Origin of the sequence: Paracoccus sp. (in: a-proteobacteria) (assembly GCF_046289755.1) — a bacterium.
Lineage (GTDB): Bacteria > Pseudomonadota > Alphaproteobacteria > Rhodobacterales > Rhodobacteraceae > Paracoccus.
In genome coordinates this window covers 1-16,529 of record NZ_JBKBVD010000035.1, presented here as the reverse complement: position 1 = coordinate 16,529, position 16,529 = coordinate 1, and the positions used below count along the sequence as shown (strand labels likewise).

Genomic DNA, 16,529 nt, shown 5'->3' with positions numbered 1-16,529 from the left:
CGGTGACGTCGGCATCCCCGGTTTCGCAGATCCACCACAGCGCCCCCGAACTGGTGACGCCGCTGCCGCGCCACCGTTTTGACGAACAGGCGCTGGCCCGCTGGCTGGCGAACCGGCTTGACGTGCCCGTGCCGCAACTGTCGGTCCGCCAGTTTCAGGGCGGGATGTCGAACCCGACCTTTCTGGTGACATGGCCCTCGGGGCGGCGGATGGTGCTGCGGCGCAAGCCACCGGGCGTGCTGCTGCCCAAGGCCCATGCGATCGACCGCGAGTATCGCATTCTGGCCGCGCTGGCGCCCACCGGCCTGCCCACGCCCGAGGTGATCGCTTTGTGCGAGGACACATCCGTCATCGGGGCCGAATTCTTCCTGATGGACTACATCGACGGCCGCATCGTCACCGACCGCGCCATGGGCCCGATCCCGCGCGATCAGCGCCCGGCGCTGGCCTTCTCGCTGATCGACACGCTGGCCGATCTGCACCGGCTGGACTGGCGCGCCTGCGGTCTGGGCGATTTCGGTCGCCCCGCAGGCTATCTGGCGCGGCAGACCGCACGCTGGTCGGGACAATACGAGGCGTCCAAGGCGGCGCTGCCCGCCGATTTCGACTATCGCGACATGGACTGGCTGCGCGACTGGCTGATGGCCCATTCGGGCGTCGCGGAAGAGGCCGCGATCACGCATGGCGATTTCCGTCTTGGCAACATGGTCGTGCATCCCGACCAGCCGCGCGTCATCGGTGTGCTGGACTGGGAATTGTCCACCATCGGGCATCCGCTGTCGGATCTGGCCTATCTGTGCCTGCCCTACCGGCTGCCGCCCGACGTGATGGAGACGCATGACCTGCTGGCCGCAGGTCTGCCTGCCGAACGCGCGATGCTGGACCGCTACACCGACCGGACCGGGCGCGCGGGGATCGACGACTGGCCGGTGTTTCTGGCGTTCAACTGCTTTCGCTCGGCCGCGATCATTCAGGGGGTGGCGGCGCGGGCGGCGCAGGGCACCGCCAGCAGCGCCAGCGCCGATCCGGTGCGCGACGGGCTGCGCGCGCGCCGGATCGCGGGCCACGGGGCGATGATCGCCCGCCAGCACGAGGCGGGCGGGACCACTTGACCGGACCGCGCGCCAAGGGCTGGGGCGCGCCCCAACCCTTGGCAGGCGCTCCGCTGACGGGAGAGGACGCGCCTGCCGGGGACCGCCCGGCATGGGATACACAGACAGCTTCAGGGAGGTGAAGATGGTCGGAATTTCGGGAAAACTGGGTCGCAGGGCCTTGATGCGCGGGGCCGCCCTGGGGGTGCTGGCCACTCCGGCGCTGGTCGGGCGCGGCATTGCGCAGGGCGCGGTCAGCTGGCGGGTGCAGTCGCATTGGCCCAAGGCGTCGGGGTCGTTCGACGACAGTCTGGGCGCGCTGGCCCGCGAGGTCGAGCGGCGCACCGACGGCGCGTTCCGCATGGAACTGCTGGGCGATGGCGAATTCGCCAAGGGGCCCGACATCTACAATCTGGTGCGGCGCGGCGTCGTGCCCATGGGCACGATCAGCCCGTCCTATATTCAGGACAACGCGCAGGCCGCCTCGTTCATGTATGGCATCCCCGGCACCCTGCGCGACAGCTGGGAAATGCAGCACGCCGTCAAGAACCTCGGGATCGAGGAACTGGTGAACGAGGATCTGATGCAGCAGGGCGTGATGATCATGGCCGAAAAGGTGCTGCCCACCGAACTGGCGCTGAGCCGCGACATCAAAAGCGCCGCCGATTTCCGGGGCCTCAAGATCCGGTCCTCGGGGACGATGCTGGACTTTCTGGCGCTGGCCGGGGCCGCGCCGCAATATGTGCCGGGGTCCGAGCTGTATCAGGCGCTGTCCTCGGGCGTGGTGGACGGGGCGCATTGGGGGGCCGCCGTGGGCGCGCAATCCATGTCGCTGTGGGAGGTGTGCAAATACCACGTCAAGCCGCCGATCGCGCAGACGACCGACGCCTATATCGTCAATCTCGACGCGCTGAACGATCTGCCCGACGACATGCGCGTGGCCTTCCTCGATGCGGTCGAGACGCGGTTCTTCCGCCGGTCCATCGAATATGTCCATGCCGAGGCGATCGCCCTGACCGAGGGCCAGCAGACCGAGGGTCTGAACGTCATCACCCTGCCCGACGACGTGCTGGAGATGCTGGCGCAGGCATCGGCGCAGGTGATGGAGAACGAGGCCGCCAAGGGCGAACGCGCCGCCGCCGCCGCCGACATCTATCGCGGGCTGATGGCCGATCTTGGCTACGCCTGATCCCGCATCCCTGTCGCGCATCGCGCGGCAGGGGCTGCACCCCTTTTCGCCCCGGAACGAGGTTTTGCCATGCTGAGCATCGCGCGCGCGATCACGCAGTTCAACCTGTGGATAGGCCGATGGGCATCGCTTGCGGTCTTTGCGATCTTTACGCTGCTGCTGGCCGATGTCGTGATGCGCTATCTGGTCGGCCGCCCCGCGATCTGGACCGCCGAGATGGCGACGCTGATCTTTGGCGTCTATGCGATCATCGCGGGCGGTGCGCTGCACGCGCAGCGCGGCCATGTCAGCGTCGACATCTTCTATGGCCCGATGTCGCCGCGCCGCAAGGCGCTGATCGACATCGTGACATGGCCGCTGTTCGGCGCCTTTGTCATCGTGCTGCTGTGGCAGGGCAGTTCGATGGCCGCAGAAGCGTGGCAGGATGGCGAGCGGTCGAATTCGATCTGGCGCGCACCGTTATGGCCGACCAAGGCGTTTATCCCGATCGCGGCGACGCTGCTGCTGTTGCAGGGCTTTGTGCGGCTGTGGCGCGACATCCGCGTGCTGCGCGGCCTGGCCGTCGATCCCGCGATCTTCGGCCCCGAACCCGCCAGCCACATGCCCGTTCCCGCAGCCGATACGCCAGCCAAAGAGGTTCCCCCGCATGGGCGTTGAAATTCTGACCTTGCTGTTTTTCGGCTCGCTTTTGCTGTTCGTGATGCTGGGCACGCCCCTGGCCTTTGTGCTGGGCGGCGTGTCGGTCGTGTTTCTCTATTTCGAGATGGGCACCCTTGGGTGGTATCTCGTCTCCAGCAAGATGTGGGAGACGATGTCGAACCCCACGCTGATGGCCATTCCGCTGTTCGTCTTCATGGCGACGCTGCTGGAGAAATCCGGCGTGGCCAGCGATCTTTACGACATGATGCACAAATGGTTCGGCGGCCTGCGCGGCGGTCTGGCCATCGGCACGGTGATGATCTGCGTGATCTTTGCGGCCATGTCCGGCATCTCTGGCGCGGCGGTCGTCACCATGGGCACCATCGCCCTGCCCAAGATGCTGGAACGCGGCTATGACAAGAAACTGGCCCTGGGCGCGATCAATGCGGGCGGGGGCTGGGGCATCCTGATCCCGCCCTCGATCCTGATGGTGCTTTATGCGATGCTGACCGAGGTGTCGGCGGGGCGGCTGTTCGCGGCGGGCATCGGGCCGGGGCTGCTGCTGTTCGTGCTGGTCAGCATCTACATCATCACGCGCTGCCTGATCCAGCCGCATATGGGGCCTGCATTGCCGGTGCATCTGCGCGCCAGCTGGCCCGAGAAATTCGCGTCGCTCAGGGCGGTGATCCTGCCCATCCTGATCGTGGTGTCGGTGCTGGGTGCGATCTTCGGCGGCTTTGCCACGCCGACCGAGGCCGCGGCCATCGGCGTTTTCGGCGCGCTGATAGCCACCGCCGTAAACCGGCAATTGCGCCCGCAGGTCCTGTCCGAGGCGGCGGTATCGACCCTGCGGCTGACGACGCTGATCCTGTGGATCCTGTTTGCCGCCCACGCCTTTTCGACCGCCTATACCGCGCTTGGGGCGCAGTCGCTGATCCAGGATCTGATGTCCTATATCCCCGGCGGGCGGTGGGGCGCGCTGATCTTCATGCTGCTGGTGCTGTTCATCTTCGGGATGGTGCTGGACCCGGTGGGGATCATGCTGATCACGCTGCCGGTCTTTCTGCCGGTGGTGCAGATGTATGGTTTCGATCCGATCTGGTTCGGCATCCTGTTCATCATCATGATGGAGGTGGGCTACATGACGCCGCCCTTCGGGTTCAACCTGTTCTACCTGCGCGGCGTGGCCCCGCCCGAGGTGACGATGGGCGACATCTATCAGTCGGTCATCCCCTATGTGCTGGTGACGCTGCTGGGCGTGGCGATCCTGATCATGTTCCCGGAAATCATCCTGTATCTGCCGAGGCTGTTCTATGGCTGATCGCACATCCCTCCCGGCCCCGATCGCGGCGCGCAGCTTGTCCGCGCTGGTCGGCACCACCGTCGGTCTGTCGGACTGGATCACCGTGGACCAGTCGCTGATCGACGCCTTTGCCGAGACGACAGGCGACCGTCAGTTCATCCATATCGATCCGGTGCGCGCCGCAGCCGAGGGGCCGTTTGGCGGCACCGTCGCGCATGGCTTTCTGACGCTGTCGCTGCTGCCGCAGATGGCGCAGACCGCGCTGCCGCGCCTGCAGGGCGTGCGGGCGGCGGTGAATTACGGCTTTGACCGGATGCGCTTTGTGGCGCCGGTGCCCGCAGGGGCGCGGGTGCGCGGTCAGTTCAATCTGGCGCGGATCGAGGATCGGGGGCCTGCCGCGATCCTGACCACATGGCATGTCGAGGTCCTGATCGAGGGCGCCGACCGCCCCGCGCTGACCGCCGACTGGCTGGGCCTGCGCCATCTGGACGAGGCCGCGCCATGAGCCGCATCACCCTGATCCGCCACGCGCAGGCATCATTCGGCGCGGCCGATTACGACGTGCTGTCCGATCTGGGCCACGAACAGGCCCGCGCCCTGGGCCAGGGCCTTGCGCTGATGGGCGAGCCGCGTCCGCTGCGCCTCTATCGCGGGGCGCAGCGGCGCCATGCCGAGACGCTGGCGGGGCTGGCGCCCGCGCTGGATCTGGACCCCGCCTGCGCGGTCATCCACGAGGGGCTGAACGAGTTCGACGCCAAGGGCCTGCTGTCTGCCCGCTTTGGCCCCGGCGGCCTGGCCGCCGAGGTGCGGCAGGACCGCCGCCTCTATTTCCGCACACTGCGCGAGACGGTGCTGGCATGGCAGCGCGACGAGATCGCCGACCCGCCCGAGACATGGGCCGCGTTTTCCCATCGCGTGGACAGCGCCCGGCAGGCGATGCTGGACGAGGGCGGCCCGGTGCTGGCGGTCAGTTCCGGCGGCGCGATCAGCCGCATGATCGCCGATGTGATGCAGGCGCCCGCCCCGCAGATGATCCTGCTGCAACTGCAGATGAAGAACTGCGCCGTCTCGCGGCTGGCGGGCGGCGAGGCGGGGCTGTTCCTGCATTCCTTCAACGAGACGCCGCATCTGCGGCAGGCCAGCGACGCGCATCTGCTGACGTATTCCTGAACGGAAAGACCCCATGACCCAGACCGACGACATGCTGGTCACCGAAGCCGATTATCCCTTTCAGCAGCATATGGGCTTTCGCATGCTGGGCTGGAGGGAAGACTGGTCGCGGTTCGAACTGCCCCTTGGGCGGCGGCTGCTGAACCGGCAGGGCATCCCGCATGGCGGGGTCTATGCGGCGCTGCTGGACACGGTGATGGGCTATGCGGGCTGCTGGTCGGGCGACCCCGACAATCGGCGCAGCGCGGTCACGCTGTCGCTGAACACCAGCTTTCTGGCCCGTCCCGCAGGCACGCGGATGATCGCCGAAGGCTGGCGCACCGGCGGCGGGCGCAGCACGTTCTTTGCCGAAGCCCGCATCACCGATGACGAGGGCACGCTGGTCGCCACCGGCTCGGCGGTGTTTCGCTATCGCAAGGGGCCGACAGCGGCCCAGCCCGGAACCGAAGGGGTGATGCCATGACGACCGATCCCGACATGCCGCCGATCCGCCCGATGGAGGTGCCGGACGAGGCCCCCACCGACATCGCAAGCCAGGTCCGCGCGGCGGCGGGGCGCCGCCCCGACCGGCTGGCGCTGATCGACGGGGCGCAGCGCCTGACGGCGGCTGAAATGGTGGACCGCATGGACCGTTGCGCCAGCGCCTTGCGGGATGCGGGCCTTGCGCGCGGCGATGTGCTGGCGACGCTGGCGGGCACCACCGCCGATCATGTCGTGCTGTATCTGGGCGCTGCGGCGCTTGGCGTGGCGGTGGCGCCGCTGCCGGTCTCGGCCCACCCGGATGCGATTGCGCGGATGCTGGACAATTGCGCCCCTGCTCTGGTGCTGGGCGACGGGTCCGGGCCGGATCTGCCGGGTGTGCGCGATCTGGCGGCTGTTGTGGCCGGGTCGCGCGCGCATCCCCCCATGCCCGCACAGGCGTTCCCGCCCGATCTTCTGTTCGACATCATCTATAGCTCGGGCACCACCGGCGCGCCCAAGGGGATCGAGCACGACATCCGCTTTCGCGACCGGCAGGTGCAGCGGTTCATCCGCTTCGGGCTGACCGAGGATGCCGTGGCGCTGTTCTCGACCCCCCTCTGTTCCAACACGACACTGGCCACGCTGATCCCGGCGCTGGCGCTTGGCGCGACGGTGGCGCTGATGGGGCGCTTTGACGCCGCAGGCTTTCTGGCGTTGTCGCAGGATCTGGGCGTGACCCATGCCATGATGGTGCCGGTGCAGATCCGCCGCATCATCGAGCATCCCGATTTCGACCGCTATGACCTGCGGGCCTTTCAGGTCAAGCTGTCCACCAGCGCGCCTTTGCCGCCCGATGTGGTCCGACAGGTTCTGGCGCGCTGGCCGGGGCGGATGGTCAATATCTACGGCATGACCGAGGGGGGCGTCAGCGCGGTTCTGGACTGCTCGGCCCATCCCGACAAGCTGCACACGATCGGCCGCGTCGCCGCCAACGCCGAGATCCGCCTGATCGACGAGGCGGGGCTTGAGGTGCCGCCGGGCCAGCCGGGCGAGATCGTCGGACGCTCGACCACCGTGATGCGCGGCTATCGCGCGGCACCCGATGCCACGCGCGATGCGGTCTGGATCAGCCCCGAGGGGGATACCTATATCCGGTCGGGCGATATGGGCCGGTGCGACGATCAGGGCTTTATCACGCTGCTGGACCGGCGGCGGGACATGATCATCTCGGGCGGGTTCAACATCTTTGCCGCGGACATCGAAGCGGTGCTGGCCCGGCACCCCGCCCTCCACGAGGTGGCCGTGATCGGCGTGCCCAGCCCCAGATGGGGCGAGACGCCGGTGGCCTGTGTCACGCTGCGCGCGGGTGCTGATCTGTCCGCCGATGCGCTGATGGACTGGGCCAATGCGCGGCTTGGCAAGACGCAGCGGCTGGCTGCCGTCTGGCCTATGGCTGATCTACCCCGCAACGCCATCGGCAAGATCCTGAAACGCGACCTGCGCGCCAGCTGGGTCGCCCGACAAGACGAGGCCTCTCATGCCTGATCACGCATCCCCCTGGCCCGAGGGCGTTCCGCGCCATCTGGACCTGCCCGACTGCACCGTGTTCGAGAACCTCGAACGCTCGGCCCATCGCGGGCCGGACGATCCGGCGCTGATCTATCACGGCGCGGTCGTCAGCTATGCGGAGTTGCACCAGCAGGTGCTGGATCTGGCGGGCTGGCTGGAACGGGTGGCGGGCGTGGGGCCGGGCGACCGGGTGCTGTTGTATCTGCAGAACAGCCCGCAATTCGTCATCGGCTATTACGCGATCCTGCGCGCCAATGCCGTGGTGGTGCCCGTGAACCCCATGAACCGGCGCAAGGAACTGTCGCATCTGGTCGAGCATACCGGCGCCCGCGTGGCGCTGGTGGGCCAGGAGCTGCTGGAGCACCTGGCCCCGCAGATCGCGCCGGACGGTCTGCATCATGTGCTGGTCGCGGCCTATGCCGACATGGCCCGCGCGGATGACGACATCCCCCTGCCCGCGGGGCTGGAGGTGCCGGGCCGTGACGATTACGCCATGGCGGGGGTTCATTCATGGGCCGCGATGCGGGCGGCGGGCCTGCAGCCGGGGCCGCTGGCCGTCGGGCCCGACGATCTGGCGGTGATCCCCTATACGTCGGGGACCACGGGGCGGCAAAAGGGCTGCATGCACAGCCACCGCACGGTGATGACGACCACAGTGGGCGGGGTGCGGTGGAACCCGGCTGATGCGCATGGTCCGACGCTGACGGTGCTGCCGCTGTTCCATGTCACGGGCATGCAGAACTCGATGAACGGGCCGATCTATACCGGCGATCCGATCGTGCTGATGTCGCGGTGGGACCGGCGCACGGCGGCGCGCCTGATCCGGCGCCATCAGGTGACGCGCTGGCGCAGCATCGCGACCATGGTGATCGACCTGCTGAACGACCCCGAAGTGACAGCCGCGGAACTGGCCAGCCTGCAGACGGTGGGGGGCGGCGGCGCCTCGATGCCCGCGCCGGTCGCGCGGCGCCTGAAAGAGCTGACCGGGCTGGATTATATCGAAGGCTACGGCATGTCCGAGACGATGGCCGGCGTGCTGATCAACCCGGTCACCGCGCCGCGCCGTCAATGTCTGGGCATCCCGGTCTTTGGCGTCGATGCCCGCATCATCGACCCCGAGACCGGGATGGAACTGGGCCCCGATCAGCCGGGCGAGATCATCGTGGACGCGCCGCAGGTGTTTCTGGGCTATTGGAACGACCCCGAGGCCACCCGCGCGGCCTTCATGGCCCATGACGGCAAGCGGTTCCTGCGCACCGGCGACATCGGCACCCGCGACGCCGAGGGGTATTTCCACATCGTGGACCGGGTCAAGCGCATGGTGAACGCCTCGGGCTTCAAGGTCTGGCCGACCGAAGTCGAGGCCCTGATGCACGACCATCCGGGCATCGTCGATGTCTGCATCGTGGGCTATCCCGACCCGCGGCGGGGCGAGACCGTGCTGGCCTATGTCATCCCGCGCGGCGATCTGACCGAGGCGGATCTGATCGCGTGGTGCCGCGATCAGATGGCCGCCTACAAGGTGCCGCGCCGGGTGGTCTTTGTGGCCGAGCTGCCCCGCTCGGCCAGTGGCAAGGTGCAGTGGCTGCAGCTGCAGGAACAGGCCGCGCGCGATTTCGGCAGCACCGCCCCGGCCCTGTAAGGGCCGGGGGTCGCGGGTCGTCAGCGGCCCCGGAACACCGGCTGGCGCTTTTCGACAAAGGCCGCCGCTGCCTCGCGGTGATCCTCGGTCATGGCGGCGGTGGTGTGGTTCGCGGCCTCAAGGTCCAGACAGGCGGACAAGGGCGCGCCTTCGGCGGCCAGCGTCAGATTCTGTTTGATCCGGGCATAGGTCAGCGTCGGCCCCGCCGCCAGCCGCAGGGCCAGATCCAGCGCGGTCTGCTGCACCTCGCCCGCAGGCACGGATTGGGTCACCAGACCGATGCGCGCGGCACTGGCCCCATCCAGCACGGGCGACAGCAGGTAATGCTCGCGCGCCCGCGCAGGCCCCAGAATGCGGCTGAGGAAATAGCTGCCCCCGAAGTCGCCCGACAGCGCCACCTTGGCAAAGGCGGTCGTCAGCCTGGAGTCATCCGCGCAGATCCGCAGATCGCAGGCCAGCGCCAGCGACAGGCCCGCGCCTGCGGCAGAGCCTTCGATCGCGGCGATGGTGGGCTTGGGCATCATGTGCAGATACTGCGCCGCACTCATCCGGTCGCGCAGGGCGTGGATACGTTCGCCCAGGCTGCGGTCCTGCCCGCTGCCCTCGTTCATGGCCTTGACGTCGCCGCCCACGCAGAAATGCCCGCCCGCGCCGGTCAGCATGACCGCCCGCACCGCATCGTCGGATGCCGCCGTGGCCAGCGCCTGCGTCAGCGCCTGTGTCATCTGCGGCGTCATCGCGTTGCGCCGCTCGGGCCGGTCCAGCGTGATGACCAGCACCCCCCCGCGTTGCTCAAGCGTCAGATGGTCCATGTGTCACGCGCCTCCGATTGATCCTGACATATGTCAGGATAGCCCGGAAGCAGCGGCCCGTTCAAGCTGTCCCAACGGTAAACAGCGACGGATGGGCCTGCTTGCCTTGAGCCTGCGGCCTGACGGACGTAAGGTAACAGACAAATGCGGACGGAGCGTGGTGTGGCCAAGAAGAACAAATCCGACGATGCTGTCCTGTCGCAGGACGAGGGCCTGCACGAGGCGCAGGTCGATGTGGTCCGCAACGAGGATCTGGTCCGCCGCAGGCGCGAACAGATCTGCGACGCGGCGCTGGATCTGTTCCTGGAAAAGGGGTTTGCCTCGACCACGATCCGCGACATCTGCGGGCGCTCGGGCGTGAACCATGCCAGCATCTACGATTACGTCGCCAACAAGAACGACGCGCTGCGCCGGTTGCTGAACCAGCTGTGGTTCCGCAGCGATGTGCCCGCGCTGACCGCGCTGCTGGCGCAGACGGACCGCGCGCTGGAGGATGTTCTGGCCGAATATCTGCGCGAGACATGGGACAAGAAGCGCAAGGGGACGCTGCTGATCTATCGCTCGGTCCCGCATATGCAGCCCGAGGACCGGGCCGCGATGCGCCAGCGCGAGGAAACCCTGATCATCGAGGGTGCGGCGCTTCTGGCGCAGCGGTTCGACATGCCGGATGGCGACGAACGCGCGATGGTCGCCACCAACCTGATCGTGTTCCTGTCGGCCTTCGGCCCGATGCGGGACTGGCTGAACCCCAAGGGTCGCGACGGCGAATTCGTCGTGCGCCTGACCGCCGCAGGGATTGCCGCGATGGTGCGCCAGATCCTGTCCGAGGACCTGACCTGACCTAGCGCGGCGCTGCCGGGTCCGGGGCGGGCGCGGCGTTGCGGTTGTCCAGCCAGACCAGCAACCCCACCGCGACCGAGGCCAGCCCCCCCGCCAGCGTGGTCATGGGCGTGGGGATGGTAAAGGCAAAGCCCGCCGCGATCAGCGGCAGCCGCAGCACGGGCCGCACACGACCCACGCCCAGCAGATAGCCTTCCAGCCCGCCCGACAGCAGCATGATCCCCACAATGATCGACGGCAGCACATAGAGCAGCGGCGTCAGGTCGCCCTGCAACACCAGCGCAGGCTGGAACAGGAAGAAGATCGGCACGAAATAGATCACCACGCCAAGCCGCATCGCCATGAACGAGGTGCGCATGGGCGAGGCCCCCGCAATCGTCGCCGCCAGAAAGGCCGCAGCCCCCACGGGCGGCGTGATGGCCGAGATCATCGAGAAGTAAACGATGAAGAAATGCACCGCGACGGTGTTCAGCCCGCCGATCTCGATCATGGCGGGGGCCAGTGTCACGGCCAGGAAGATGTAGGCCACGATCGACAGCCCGGCCATGCCCATGACGAAGCAGGCCATGATGCCCAGACCGATGATCAGAAAGATATTGTCGCCGCCAAGCGCGATCAGCCCCGAGGTCATCGACCCGGTCACTCCGGTGATGGTCAGCCCGCTGACCACAAAGGCGATGGGCAGGATGATGACGGCGGTCTGGGTGATCAGCAGCCCGGTCGCGCGCAGCATGGCCATCACGCGTGTCGGTGTGGGCCGCGTCTCGGCGCGCAGGACCGACAGGGCCAGCAGCAGCAGGCTGGCATACCACGGCGCATAATATTCCCACCGCATATACAGAAGGCCCCAGATCAGGAAGCCCAGCACCACGATGAACGGCCAGCCGGTGGCCAGCAGCCGCCGCGCGCCGGGGCCGCGCAGGTCCGCATCTCCCTTGATCCCCTTGCGGGCGGCATAGGCGTCCACCTGCAACAGCAACCCGAAATAGAACAGCAGCGACGGCAGGATCGCGGCCAGCATGACGGTGACGTAATCGACGCCGATGGTGATCGCCATGACGAAGGCGATGGCCCCCATCACCGGCGGCATAACCACCCCGCCCATCGAGGCACAGGATTCGATGGCGCCCGCGTAGTGGGGCGGATAGCCCGCCCGCTTCATCGCCGGGATGGTCAGAGAGCCGGTGCCCGCGATATTGGAAAAGACCGAACCCGACAGCGACCCGAAGAACCCCGACGCTACGACCGACACCTTGGCCGGGCCGCCGCGATAGCGCCCGAAGCCCGCATTCGCCAGATCAATGAAGAACTGCCCCGCGCCGGTCGCGATCAGCACCCCGGCAAAGACCAGAAAGCCCAGCACCACCTCGGCCACGATCGCGGTGGTGACGCCCATCATGCCTTCGGTGCGGAAGACATGCGCCTCGATCATGTGGTCGAACTGATAGGGAATGCCCATCATCAGCCCCGGAAAGCGGTCGGCCACCAGCGGATAAAGCCCCAGCAGCAGCACCACCAGCAGGAAGGGCAGCCCTCCCGCCCGGCGCGCCATTTCCAGCATCAGCACCCAGATGACCGCGCCGAGGGCGGTATGGCTCCACCCGCCCTGCGCCATCGCCCAGGCCTGGGTCGAGAAGTAATAACCGATGCCAAGCGCCGCGATGGCCGCCGCGATGTCGTACCAGGCCACATGCGTGATGGTCCGGTGCGCAGGGATGGACAGATAGCCCGCCGCGGTGAAGATGCCGATGAACAGCCAGAAATACTGCCCCTCCAGCATGGGGGCGCCGGCGATATTGACGCTGAAGACATGCAGCACCCCCAGCACCAGCCCTGCGGTGCAGAGCATGGTGAAGATCACGCTCTGCACCGACAGAAGCGGGCCGAGGCGGCTGATCTCGGCCTGCGCGGCGGCGGGCATGGCGGCGGGCATGGCGGGGGTCGCGGGCGCGACCGGGGTCGACGCGGCAGCAAGGGCGGGGGTCTGTGTCATGTCCACGGCATCCGTTTTGGGCCTGTCGCTCCGCCGCGGCGCGCGCGGACGGGGCCAGGGTGTGGCTGCATCGGGCGGGCTGGGGCTGGCCGCAGCACCGCCCCGCCAGGATGTCAGAGGCGCGAGCGCAGCGGTTCCAGCCCTTCGGTGTGCCGGCCAAGGATCTCGACAAAGGCGGGATCATCGTTGGCGACGGTCACGCCCGTCTCGCGCGCCTCGGCAAAGGCTGCCTCGCGTGCGGCGACCCAGCCATCCAGATTGGCCGCGGCCTGCGCGTTCCAGACGTCGTCCTCGTCCGTCCATTCACCGATTTCGCGCAGATAGCGCACCGTGCCGTCATGGATCGGCAGCGGCGTGCGGTTCAGATAGTCGCGAAACACCTCCAGCGACATGCGTTCCGACATCGGATGCGTGTCGCGATAGCTTTCGAAATTCTCGTGCAGCCATTTGGCCATATTATAGGCCAGATCCTCGTCGGCATCGGCGGGCACGGCATAGACGAAGCTGGAGGTCGATCCGCCGATGCCCAGGGCCGATTCGACGCCCATATCCATGATCGTCGGGGCCAGATCGGGGCGGCCTTCCAGATACCGCGCCCAGCCTTCGGTGTTGTCGGGATCAAGGGGCAGCCAGCGGATGCCGCCGGGCGTCCCCTCCATTTCGGACAGAAGCGAGCTGACCGTCGCGCACAGCGCCACATCGGCGCGGCCCGTCACGACGGCGCGGCAATTCTCGGCATAGCTGACGGCGGGAATATAGGTGATCTGGGCGCTGACCTCTTCCGGGGTCATGTCCAGATAGCCGGGCAGCGAGGTGCGCACCGCCGCGACCAGCGGGGGCGAGAACACGCCCTCGGCCACGCGGGTGGGGGTGGTGCGGATATCCTCCAGCGCGGTCAGCGGGCTGTCGCCGCGCACCACATAACCCCATGGCGTGTCGTTGTGGTGCCACAGGATGCGCATGCTGGCGGGCGGCACGGCGGCATAGGTGCCCAATCCCTCGACCTGGGCGCGCATCTCGGCCGCCGAGACCGAGGCGATCTGGATATCGCGGCGGTTGGTCAGACGGGTGTAGCGCATCATCTCGTCGGCTTCGGGCACGACCCGGCCGACGGTGCCGATTTCGCGCTGGAAGATCGGCAGCCAGCCGTTGGTCGAGGCAAAGCTGGCCGTCATCGTGCCCGGCGTCGCGATGACCATCATCCGGGGCCAGTCGAACTCGTCGGCCGAGGCCAACCCGCCAAGGGCGCTGATGGCAACCGCCGCGATTACGCTGCGGGCCATAGGTGCAGTCGTCATCCTCATGCTCTCCTCCCAGAGACAACATGCGGGGCGCGGTGCCCGCATGTGAATGTCCGACAGCATCGGCTTCTGCGCAGCGGGTTCACGCCGCGGCACCGGGCCTGTTCCCTGCCGCAGACCTCCCGTTCTGCGGCATCGGGCGCGTCGCGCCGACCTGTGCCTGCGCGCGGATCGACGCAGGAATCCAATTACTGACATTTGTCAGGGTAGCACCGAACGTGGTGCTGTCAACTGTGGTGACGTTACCCCCTGGATCTAACCCAGTTTGACATCCTCGACCGGGATTTCGATGCAGATCGTCCAAACCAGAAGTGGCTGGCCGACTTCAGACCTTGCGCTTCGCCCTGCCCCGCGATGCCATCGTCCATCACTGGACCTGTCGCGGTTTGGTGCCGCTCCTTTGATAGCATAATGTGCAGCAAAGGGCTTCGATGCCCATGCGCTTCATCAGCGTGGCAACGTGCAGCCGTCCGACCTTGAACCCTTCCTGAACCAGCAGCCCCTGCAGCATCCGACTGCCTGCGAACGGGAACTCCATATGCAGTTTGTCGATCCTGTGCATAAGCTTCAGATCGGCGTCCGATGCCGGGCGGGGCTTGTAGGAGACGCTGCCCCGGCTGATCCCAAGAACAATGGCCTGACGACTGACGCTCAGCTTCGCGGCAGGATCGATCATTTTTTTGCGCTCGGCAACAGACCCGCCTTGCCGAGCGCGCCGAACATCGCAGCAGGGACCGTGGCCCCAGTGGGGCCGCGTAAGCCCTGCGAAGCATCGTTCTCAAGCGTCAGCTCTCCGATCTTCGCATGCAGGGTCTTCACATCGATGGTCGGCTCCGGCTCGGCCTTCAGGGCTTCACCGAACACCCCGGTCGCCCCCTCAAGCAGCGGGTCTCGCCACTGCTTGATCTGGTTGGGATGGACGTCGAACTCCTGCGCCAGCTCGATCATGGTCTTCTCCCCCTTGATCGCGGCTACCGCCACTTTCGCCTTGAAAGCCGGGCTGTGGTTCCGGCGCGGTCGTCTTGCCATGGTCTTCTCCTCGCTCGCAGCATCATGCTGCTGTTGCGCGGAAAATCCACTTATCCCGGCTGTTCACATTTCCGCAGCCACCTCTGTATCTACTCCAACGATGATCTGATCCATGGCTTCCCCTTGGCCAAAATGAGCCCGGGCATCGATCGAAGAGGACAGGACTGTGAAGGTACGGGACCGTCAGGCTCCTATGAAGTCACATCTCGCCCGCTGCCGGGGCAACCTGATGGTCGACACGTCAACACAATGACACGGGGTCAATCGTAGCATGGGTCAGGCCATCAAGCTGCAATACCATATTCACAGTCATAACAATTACCTTTGCCGCTCATGGAGACTTTGAAGCCATGCTGGCGCAGGATCATCTTGTAGTCATGCGAACAGTATTGGCTGCCCCGCGCTGCGCGCCTGTGGAAGATGCAGCCTTTGGGTGGCGACCGGAAGGCAATCGCCATCTTCAAGGCCGGGATCGCAAGATCGCGCTTCATCCGGTTGCTGACAGCCCAGCCGATCACGCGGCGGGAGTGCAGGTCCAGGATGACTGCCAGATATAGCCAGCCCTCGCGGGTCCAGATGTAGCTGATGTCGCCTGCCCATTTCTGGTTCGGCCCGGCCGCAGTGAAGTCCCGATCCGAGCCGGGTTCGGGGCGATGTTGAACGTATGATCGCTGTCTGTGGTCGCCTTGAACTTGCGCGTTCTTTCAACGGTGATCCCGTTTTCGCGCATCAGGCGACCGACGCGCCGGTGCCCGACATCGACGCCAACCTCCTTCAGCTCTTCGGTCATTCGTGGGTGTGCGTCACGGCGCGCCCGAGATCTTCAACATGGAGCATGGTCGCGCCATCGGTCCGAGCGGCCATGCGACGTCAGGGCAGCCAGTTCACCTCGACCGAGTTCATCAAGGTGCTGGCCGCCCGCGAGATCAAGATCAACATGGATGGCAAGGGCGCGTGGCGGGACAATGTCTTCGTCGAGCGCTTGTGGCGGACCATCAAATACGAAGAGGTCTACCTGCGCGCCTATGCCAGCGTGTCCGAAGCCCGGGCCGGGATCGGCCGGTATCTGACCTTTTACAATGGTCGCCGCCCGCATTCATCGCTTGACGGGAAAACCCCCGATCAGGCCTACTTCAACCAGCCAATGCCCGAAGCGGTGGCGGCGGAACCGAGGCGGAAAACCACCTAGAAAACGCTTGGAAACTGTTCAAATCAGCCGAACCACCTCTGCCGACCATCCCAAAACGCAAAAAGCCCCCTGAGTTACAGGGGGACTTGTAAAACGTTGACTTGGCGTTGACTCGTTTTTGCGAGGGTCATACACAATTGTTTTTATCGGATTCTAACCATCTGGAAAGGTTGTATATTTTGGTTGCGGGGACAGGATTTGAACCTGTGACCTTCAGGTTATGAGCCTGACGAGCTACCGGGCTGCTCTACCCCGCGCCAAGATTGTCCTGTTGGGTTTCGCGTCGTTTCAGAGAGATGA

The 16,529-nt window shown here is 66.4% G+C and carries 13 protein-coding genes, 1 tRNA gene and 3 pseudogenes; 11 read left to right on the top strand and 6 right to left on the bottom strand.

Annotated elements, in window-relative coordinates; translation table 11 throughout:
• Positions 1 to 2 precede the first annotated feature (2 nt).
• From ACK41U_RS13200 to ACK41U_RS13160, 9 genes are all read left to right on the top strand, one after another.
• Positions 3 to 1,112: a phosphotransferase family protein gene (locus tag ACK41U_RS13200; RefSeq protein WP_409680985.1), complete on the top strand. Its 1,110-nt coding sequence runs from the start codon at positions 3 to 5 to the stop codon at positions 1,110 to 1,112.
• A 124-nt stretch (positions 1,113 to 1,236) separates the two neighbouring features.
• Positions 1,237 to 2,280, top strand: a complete 1,044-nt coding sequence (gene dctP / locus ACK41U_RS13195) for a TRAP transporter substrate-binding protein DctP (RefSeq protein ID WP_409680982.1) — start codon at positions 1,237 to 1,239, stop codon at positions 2,278 to 2,280.
• A gap of 69 nt (positions 2,281 to 2,349) precedes the next feature.
• On the top strand, positions 2,350 to 2,937 hold the full coding sequence (locus ACK41U_RS13190) for a TRAP transporter small permease subunit (RefSeq protein WP_409680979.1): 588 nt from the start codon (positions 2,350 to 2,352) through the stop codon (positions 2,935 to 2,937).
• Positions 2,927 to 4,240 (top strand): TRAP transporter large permease subunit, encoded by a 1,314-nt coding sequence (locus ACK41U_RS13185; RefSeq protein WP_409680976.1) that lies wholly within the window; start codon positions 2,927 to 2,929, stop codon positions 4,238 to 4,240. Before ACK41U_RS13190 ends, ACK41U_RS13185 begins: the two co-directional genes overlap by 11 nt.
• A complete protein-coding gene (locus ACK41U_RS13180) occupies positions 4,233 to 4,727 on the top strand; it encodes a MaoC family dehydratase (RefSeq protein ID WP_409680973.1) in 495 nt (164 codons plus the stop codon). The genes ACK41U_RS13185 and ACK41U_RS13180 overlap by 8 nt, the downstream gene beginning before the upstream one ends.
• Complete coding sequence (locus tag ACK41U_RS13175) at positions 4,724 to 5,392, top strand: histidine phosphatase family protein (protein WP_409680971.1); 669 nt, start codon at positions 4,724 to 4,726, stop codon at positions 5,390 to 5,392. The genes ACK41U_RS13180 and ACK41U_RS13175 overlap by 4 nt, the downstream gene beginning before the upstream one ends.
• A 13-nt stretch (positions 5,393 to 5,405) precedes the next feature.
• Positions 5,406 to 5,855: a PaaI family thioesterase gene (locus tag ACK41U_RS13170; RefSeq protein WP_409680968.1), complete on the top strand. Its 450-nt coding sequence runs from the start codon at positions 5,406 to 5,408 to the stop codon at positions 5,853 to 5,855.
• Positions 5,852 to 7,399 (top strand): class I adenylate-forming enzyme family protein, encoded by a 1,548-nt coding sequence (locus ACK41U_RS13165; RefSeq protein ID WP_409680965.1) that lies wholly within the window; start codon positions 5,852 to 5,854, stop codon positions 7,397 to 7,399. The genes ACK41U_RS13170 and ACK41U_RS13165 overlap by 4 nt, the downstream gene beginning before the upstream one ends.
• A complete protein-coding gene (locus ACK41U_RS13160) occupies positions 7,392 to 9,065 on the top strand; it encodes a long-chain-fatty-acid--CoA ligase (protein WP_409680963.1) in 1,674 nt (557 codons plus the stop codon). Before ACK41U_RS13165 ends, ACK41U_RS13160 begins: the two co-directional genes overlap by 8 nt.
• Positions 9,066 to 9,085: 20 nt before the next feature.
• On the opposite strand, the gene ACK41U_RS13155 is transcribed toward ACK41U_RS13160, so the two are convergent.
• A complete protein-coding gene (locus ACK41U_RS13155; protein WP_409680960.1) occupies positions 9,086 to 9,877 on the bottom strand; it encodes an enoyl-CoA hydratase-related protein in 792 nt (263 codons plus the stop codon).
• Positions 9,878 to 10,039: 162 nt separating this feature from the next.
• Between ACK41U_RS13155 and ACK41U_RS13150 the strand changes: the two genes are divergently transcribed.
• Positions 10,040 to 10,717 (top strand): TetR/AcrR family transcriptional regulator, encoded by a 678-nt coding sequence (locus ACK41U_RS13150; RefSeq protein ID WP_409680957.1) that lies wholly within the window; start codon positions 10,040 to 10,042, stop codon positions 10,715 to 10,717.
• Position 10,718: 1 nt separating this feature from the next.
• On the opposite strand, the gene ACK41U_RS13145 is transcribed toward ACK41U_RS13150, so the two are convergent.
• The 4 genes and pseudogenes from ACK41U_RS13145 to ACK41U_RS13130 all read right to left on the bottom strand — a co-directional run.
• Positions 10,719 to 12,710 (bottom strand): TRAP transporter permease, encoded by a 1,992-nt coding sequence (locus ACK41U_RS13145; RefSeq protein ID WP_409680954.1) that lies wholly within the window; start codon positions 12,708 to 12,710, stop codon positions 10,719 to 10,721.
• Positions 12,711 to 12,823: 113 nt separating this feature from the next.
• Complete coding sequence (locus ACK41U_RS13140; RefSeq protein WP_409680951.1) at positions 12,824 to 14,008, bottom strand: TAXI family TRAP transporter solute-binding subunit; 1,185 nt, start codon at positions 14,006 to 14,008, stop codon at positions 12,824 to 12,826.
• Positions 14,009 to 14,399: 391 nt separating this feature from the next.
• A pseudogene (locus ACK41U_RS13135) lies at positions 14,400 to 15,040 on the bottom strand (IS3 family transposase); the annotation flags it as partial.
• 308 nt (positions 15,041 to 15,348) lie between these two features.
• Positions 15,349 to 15,836, bottom strand: a pseudogene (locus ACK41U_RS13130) (IS3 family transposase); the annotation flags it as partial.
• A 75-nt stretch (positions 15,837 to 15,911) separates the two neighbouring features.
• On the opposite strand from ACK41U_RS13130, the pseudogene ACK41U_RS13125 reads away from it, so the two are divergent.
• Positions 15,912 to 16,229, top strand: a pseudogene (locus ACK41U_RS13125) (transposase); the annotation flags it as partial.
• 180 nt (positions 16,230 to 16,409) lie between these two features.
• On the opposite strand, the gene ACK41U_RS13120 reads toward ACK41U_RS13125, so the two are convergent.
• A tRNA-Met gene (locus ACK41U_RS13120) sits at positions 16,410 to 16,486 on the bottom strand.
• Positions 16,487 to 16,529: the final 43 nt, after the last annotated feature.

Coding starts and splice junctions, on each gene's coding strand:
- dctP (WP_409680982.1), top strand. CDS start 1,237: ATGGTCGGAATTTCGGGAAAACTGGGTCGCAGGGCCTTGATGCGCGGG.
- ACK41U_RS13140 (WP_409680951.1), bottom strand. CDS start 14,008: ATGACGACTGCACCTATGGCCCGCAGCGTAATCGCGGCGGTTGCCATC.
- ACK41U_RS13165 (WP_409680965.1), top strand. CDS start 5,852: ATGACGACCGATCCCGACATGCCGCCGATCCGCCCGATGGAGGTGCCG.
- ACK41U_RS13175 (WP_409680971.1), top strand. CDS start 4,724: ATGAGCCGCATCACCCTGATCCGCCACGCGCAGGCATCATTCGGCGCG.
- ACK41U_RS13170 (WP_409680968.1), top strand. CDS start 5,406: ATGACCCAGACCGACGACATGCTGGTCACCGAAGCCGATTATCCCTTT.
- ACK41U_RS13185 (WP_409680976.1), top strand. CDS start 2,927: ATGGGCGTTGAAATTCTGACCTTGCTGTTTTTCGGCTCGCTTTTGCTG.
- ACK41U_RS13145 (WP_409680954.1), bottom strand. CDS start 12,710: ATGACACAGACCCCCGCCCTTGCTGCCGCGTCGACCCCGGTCGCGCCC.
- ACK41U_RS13190 (WP_409680979.1), top strand. CDS start 2,350: ATGCTGAGCATCGCGCGCGCGATCACGCAGTTCAACCTGTGGATAGGC.
- ACK41U_RS13155 (WP_409680960.1), bottom strand. CDS start 9,877: ATGGACCATCTGACGCTTGAGCAACGCGGGGGGGTGCTGGTCATCACG.
- ACK41U_RS13180 (WP_409680973.1), top strand. CDS start 4,233: ATGGCTGATCGCACATCCCTCCCGGCCCCGATCGCGGCGCGCAGCTTG.
- ACK41U_RS13160 (WP_409680963.1), top strand. CDS start 7,392: ATGCCTGATCACGCATCCCCCTGGCCCGAGGGCGTTCCGCGCCATCTG.